General features: G+C 70.0%; 5 protein-coding genes and 1 pseudogene. 3 read left to right on the top strand and 3 right to left on the bottom strand.

Annotated elements, in window-relative coordinates; translation table 11 throughout:
* The coding region (locus A5745_RS15900) for a cytochrome P450 (RefSeq protein ID WP_139329646.1) at positions 1–548 on the bottom strand (548 nt) is incomplete at its 3' end.
* Positions 549–623: 75 nt separating this feature from the next.
* On the opposite strand from A5745_RS15900, the gene A5745_RS15895 reads away from it, so the two are divergent.
* Positions 624–1658, top strand: a complete 1035-nt coding sequence (locus tag A5745_RS15895) for an AraC family transcriptional regulator (protein WP_076117205.1) — start codon at positions 624–626, stop codon at positions 1656–1658.
* Here A5745_RS15895 and A5745_RS15890 read toward each other — a convergent pair.
* Complete coding sequence (locus A5745_RS15890) at positions 1655–2617, bottom strand: alpha/beta hydrolase (protein WP_076117203.1); 963 nt, start codon at positions 2615–2617, stop codon at positions 1655–1657. The two genes, A5745_RS15895 and A5745_RS15890, sit on opposite strands and share 4 nt — an antisense overlap.
* A 22-nt stretch (positions 2618–2639) precedes the next feature.
* Entirely contained in the window at positions 2640–3608 is a 969-nt protein-coding gene (locus tag A5745_RS15885; protein WP_076063009.1) for an alpha/beta hydrolase, read from the bottom strand.
* Here A5745_RS15885 and A5745_RS15880 point away from each other — a divergent pair.
* Positions 3607–4341, top strand: a complete 735-nt coding sequence (locus tag A5745_RS15880) for a lysoplasmalogenase (protein ID WP_076117201.1) — start codon at positions 3607–3609, stop codon at positions 4339–4341. The two genes, A5745_RS15885 and A5745_RS15880, sit on opposite strands and share 2 nt — an antisense overlap.
* Positions 4342–4362: 21 nt before the next feature.
* Positions 4363–5451, top strand: a pseudogene (locus tag A5745_RS15875) (primosome assembly protein PriA); the annotation flags it as partial.

Genomic DNA, 5451 nt, shown 5'->3' with positions numbered 1-5451 from the left:
TCCGCATGCCGCAGCCCGCGCGTCGCCAGGTCGTTCATACTTTCCACCAGCGGCCCGAAGTCCTGGCTGAACAGGGAATTGGCGACCACGCGCAGCGTCGCCTGGACCATCGTCTGGTGGATGTCGAAGCGCGTGCCCGTCGGCAGCTCGTCGGTGACGGCCGCGATCGGGTCGATCATCAGGTCGACGATGCCGTTCAGGTGGCGCCGGGCGAAGGTCGGGTTCAGCTGGCCGCGGTGCGCCGCCCAGGAATCGCCCTCGTCGGTCAGCAGGTTGATGCCGGCGGTGGCGCGTATCGGCTCGTACTCGGATGACTTGACGTATTTCAGCCGCGCCTCGTGTAGCACGTGATCGACGTAGTCGGGGTGACTGATCGAAACGAAACGCCTACTGGCGCAACGGAATCGGACGATATCGCTGCCGGATATCCGGCTCATGAATCCGTCGCCCACGTCGAATCCGACGGTGAGGGCCTCGCGCGTCATCGTCCAAAAGCTCAGGCGTCTGGCGGGGCCCGCCAGCGGCCGCTCAGCGGTGAGGGTCGCCATGACTCAACTGTAGGGGTGACGGCGGTGCGGAGTAATGAGATTATCGGACAAGGAGTTGGGAGTTTAGGACATCGCATGGACCAACCGCCGACGCTGAGTCACACCGTGCACGCGACCCGGGTGCTGTGCGAGGTGGCCAACGAACACGGGGTGCCGACGAGCGAGGTGCTGGCGGGCACCGCCATCGGCCCTGCCGACCTGAACAACCCCGACACCATGGTCAGCGCCCTGGACGAGATCGAGGCGGTGCGCCGCGTGCTCGCCCGGCTTCCGGGCGAGGCCGGCATCGGCGTCGATGTGGGCAGCCGGTCCACGCTTACCCATTTGGGATTGTTCGGGTTTGCCGTCATGTCGTGCGGCACCCTTCGGGAACTGTTTTCCATCGCGATGCGCTATTTCGCGCTGACCACGATGCAGATCAACCTCGCGTTGTTCGAAACCGCCGAGGACTGTGTCATCGAGCTCGACGCCGACCACCTGCCCGCGGATGTGCGGGCCTTCTTCATCGAGCGCGACATCGCTGGAATCCTCGCGACCACAAACACTTTCGTGCTGCCCGTCGCGGAGAAATACGCCGACCAGGTATCAGCCGAACTGGCGGTCGACGAGGAACTGCTGCGGCCGCTGCTCGACCTCGTGCCCGTGCACGACGTCGCGTTCGGCCGGGCGCACAACAGGGTGCGTATTCCGCGCGCCATGTTCGACGAGCCGCTGCCGCAGGCGGACCGGCACACGCTGGAAATCTGCATGGCGCAGTGCGACGTGCTGATGCAGAACAGCCAGGGCCGCCGAGGGATCACCGCGCTCGTGCGCAGCAAGCTGTTCCGCGATTCCGGTGTGTTCCCAACGCTTCCCGACATCGCCGAGGAACTCGACGTCCATCCGCGAACGCTGCGCCGGCGGCTCGCCGACGAAGGAACGTCGTTCCGCGCGCTGCTCAACGAAGCGAGATCCACCGTGGCGGTGGACTTGTTGCGCAATGTCGGGCTGACGGTGGAGGAGGTGTCCACGCGGCTGGGTTACACCGAAGTCTCGACGTTTTCGCATGCGTTCAAACGCTGGTACGGCGTGGCGCCCAGCGCGTATTCACGCCAGGGCGCAGCGCCTTAGGGGTGCAGCGCCTTCTTCAGCGCGGCCAGCCCTCGGTTAGTGGCCTCGGCGGCCGCGGGGATCACGAGGGCGAAGCTGGCGTAGCCGTGCACCAGGGTCGGCTCGTTGCTCAATTCGGCGGGCACGCCCGCGGCGTTGAGCAGCTGGGCGTAGCGTGCCCCGTCGTCGCGCAGCGGATCGTGTTCGGCGGTCCCGATGTAGGCGGGCGGCAGACCGGACAGGTCCGGGGCGTTGGCCGGGGCGAGGGTGACCGGCAGCGTCGTGGGGTCGCTGATGTCGATGCCGGGCAGGTACCAGGTCAGGAAGGCGTCGATGACGTCGCGGTCCAGGATCGGCGCGGTGGCGTTCTCGGTATACGACGGCAGTGACAGATCGGCGGTGACGACCGGGTACCACAGCAGCTGGAACGCCAGCTCGGGCCCGCCGTTCTCGCGTGCCAGGTGCGCCATGACCGCGGCCAGGTTGCCGCCCGCCGAGTCGCCGGCGACGGCGATCCGGTCCGGGTCGCCGCCCAGCTCGGCGGCGTGCTCGGCGACCCACTGCAGGGCGGCCCAGGAGTCGTTGACGGCGGCGGGGAACGGGTGTTCCGGGGCGAGCCGGTAGTCGACGGACACCACGATGGCGTGGGCGCCGACGGCGTGCGCGCGGGCGACGGGCTCGTGGGTGTCCAGGTCGCCCAGCGCGAAACCGCCGCCGTGATAGAAGACGACGACGGGCAACGGCGTATCCACCTCGGCCGGCCAGTAGATCCGCACGGGAATGTCGCTGAGCTCGCCGTGCCCGATCGTCCGCTCCTCGACCCGCAGCTGCGGAAGCATTTCCACCGGCACCTGGAGCTGCTTGAGCCGCGCGCGGGCGACCTCGACGCCGTCGGTTGCCTTGAAGGTCATCGGGTAGGCGTCGAGCAGCGTCTTGAACGTCGGATCGATGCCTGGTCGGGCGATGGTGGGCTCAATCATTGGTACAACATACGCCAGGGATTTACCTGTACAGCGCAGTGCGCAGCGCCGCCAGCCCGCGATCCAGCGCGGCGGTGGCGGCGGGCACCACACCGGCGTAGCCGAGGTAGCCGTGCACCATCGTCTCGGCGTTGTGCACCTCCACCGGCACACCGGCGGCGGCCAGCAGCTCGCCGTACCGGATGCCGTCGTCGCGCAGCGGATCGTGGCCGGCGACACCGATGTAGGCCGGCGCCACGCCGGCCAGGTCTTTCGCCCGGCCCGGCGCTACCCCGGGAGGCGGATCGGACAGGTCGATTTCGCCGGCGTACCACCGGGAGAACGCGGCGACGGCGCGGGTGTCGAGGATTGGCGCCGAGGCGTTTTCGGTGAACGACGGCAGCGACGGGTCCCACATCGCGGACGGATACCACAGCAGCTGAAACACCAACGCCGGTCCGCCGTTGCCGGCGCGGGCGCGCTGGGCCATCACCGCCGAGATCGTGCCGCCGGCCGAATCCCCGGCCACCGCCATGCGGCTGCTGTCGGCGCCGATCTCGGCGCCATGCTCGGCGACCCAAAGCGTTGCGGCCCAAGCGTCTTCGACCGCGGCCGGGTACGGGTGCTCGGGCGCCAACCGGTAGTCGACGGACACCACGATCGCGTGCGCGCCCACCGCGTGCTGGCGGCACGTCCCGTCGTGGGTGTCGAGGTCGCCGACGACGAAGCCGCCGCCATGGAAAAACACGACGACCGGCCAGCCGGCGTTCGGCGGAGTGGCTTCGGAATCGGTTGGCGGCCAATAGATCCGGATGCCGATGGGCCCCGCCGGGCCGTCGATGGTCCGGTCCTCAACCCGCAATTCGGGGTGCAAGGAGCGGCGCGGCAGGTCGCGGAACCGCTGGCGCGCAGCGTCGACGCCGTCGTCGGTCGATAGCCGGAACGGAACCGCATCCAGTACCTTCAGCAGGATGGGGTCGATCTCGTCGGCTTTTTTCTCCAAGTCGGGCATGGAGGTACCGTACGCATCCCGCCTGGTGGTCGGGTGTTGGGTGGTGGCCGGCTGGGCGGGACTCGGCTACGGCATCTACCTGACGGTGATCGCGTTGCGCTCGCCGCCGGGCATCGAGCTGACCGGCCATTGGGTTCTGCAGCCGCCGTTCAAGGCGTCGATGGCGCTTTTGCTGACGGCCGCCGCGGTGGCGCACGCCGTGGTGCGCGAGCGGCGCTGGCTGATGCCGGCGCTGCTGCTGTCGGCCGTCGGCGACTGGCTGCTGGCGATCCCGTGGTGGGGACCGTCGTTCGTCGGCGGGTTGGCCGCGTTCCTGTTGGCGCACCTGTGTTTTCTGGGCGCGCTGCTTCCCCTGGCGCGCGCACGGTCGCGTCCGCGGCTGGCCGCCGTCGCCGTGATGTGCGTGGCGACGACGTCGCTGCTGGCATGGCTGTGGCCGCATCTGGGCAAGGACAAGCTTTCGGTAACGGCCTACATCGTCGCGCTGACCGCCATGGTGTGTGCGGCGCTGTTGGCCGGGCTGCCGACGATCTGGACCGCGGTGGGGGCCGTGTGTTTCGCCGTGTCTGACGCGATGATCGGCATCGGGCGGTTCATCCTGGGCAACGAGGCACTCGCGGTGCCGATCTGGTGGACGTACGCCGCGGCCCAGATCTTGATCACCGCCGGTTTCTTTTTCGGCCGAGACCAACCCGCCGATGACACCGCCGACCGCATTGAAAGCCAAGGGTAGCAACACATCTCGCGAGGCAGCGTGACTCCCAAACCGCGCACACCCGTCGAGGTGGAGCCCATCGCCAGGGTGCTGCCGATGCTGTCGGTCCCGCACCTCGATCGCGAATTCGACTACCTGGTCTCGGCCGAGCAGTCCGACGATGCGCAGCCGGGGGTCCGGGTGCGGGTGCGTTTTCACGGCCGGCTGGTCGACGCATTCGTGCTCGAACGCCGCAACGACACCGATCACGTCGGCAAGCTGGGTTGGCTCGATCGCGTCGTGTCGCCCGAACCGGTACTCACCGCGGAGATCCGCCGCTTGGTCGACGCGGTGGCCGCGCGGTACGCCGGCACCCGGCCGGACGTGCTGCGCCTGGCCGTCCCGGCCAGGCACGCCAGGGTGGAGCGGGAAACCGCGGCGTCCGAGCCGGACCCGGCGCCGCCGGCACCGGTCGACCCGTCGGGTTGGGAGCTCTACGCCCGCGGCGGGCAGTTCCTTGCCGCCCTGGCCGAGTCGCGTGCGGCGCGCGCGGTGTGGCAGGCGCTGCCGGGCGAGTCGTGGGCGGACCGGTTCGCCGAGGCCGCCGCGCAGACCATCCGCGCCGGCCGCGCGGTGCTGGCGATCGTGCCCGATCAGCGCGATCTGGACGCGCTGTGTCGCTCCGCGACGGCCCGGATCGAGGAACGCGGCGTGGTCGCGCTGTCGGCGGGCCTCGGGCCGGCCGCACGCTACCGGCGCTGGCTCGCCGCGCTGCGGGGCAGCGCCCGGCTGGTGATCGGCACCCGCAGCGCGGTGTTCGCGCCGATGTCCGACCTGGGCCTGGTCATGGTCTGGGCCGACGCCGACGACAGCCTGGCCGAGCCGCGGGCGCCGTACCCCCATGCCCGCGAGGTGGCGATGCTGCGCGCGCATCAGGCGCGGTGTGCGGCGCTGATCGGGGGCTATGCCCGCACCGCAGAGGCGCAGGCGCTGGTGCGCGGCGGATGGGCGCACGACATCGTGGCGGCCCGGCCGGTGGTGCGCGCCCGCACCCCGCGGGTGGTGGCCCTGGACGACACCGGTTACGCCGACGAACGCGACCCGGCGGCCCGCACCGCGCGCATACCGTCCATCGCGCTGCGCGCGGCC

The sequence above is a fragment of the Mycobacterium sp. IS-2888 genome (assembly GCF_001954215.1).
Taxonomy (GTDB): Bacteria; Actinomycetota; Actinomycetes; order Mycobacteriales; family Mycobacteriaceae; genus Mycobacterium.
Note: the sequence above shows the minus strand (reverse complement) of the source record. Positions and strands in the feature narration are given on the sequence as shown.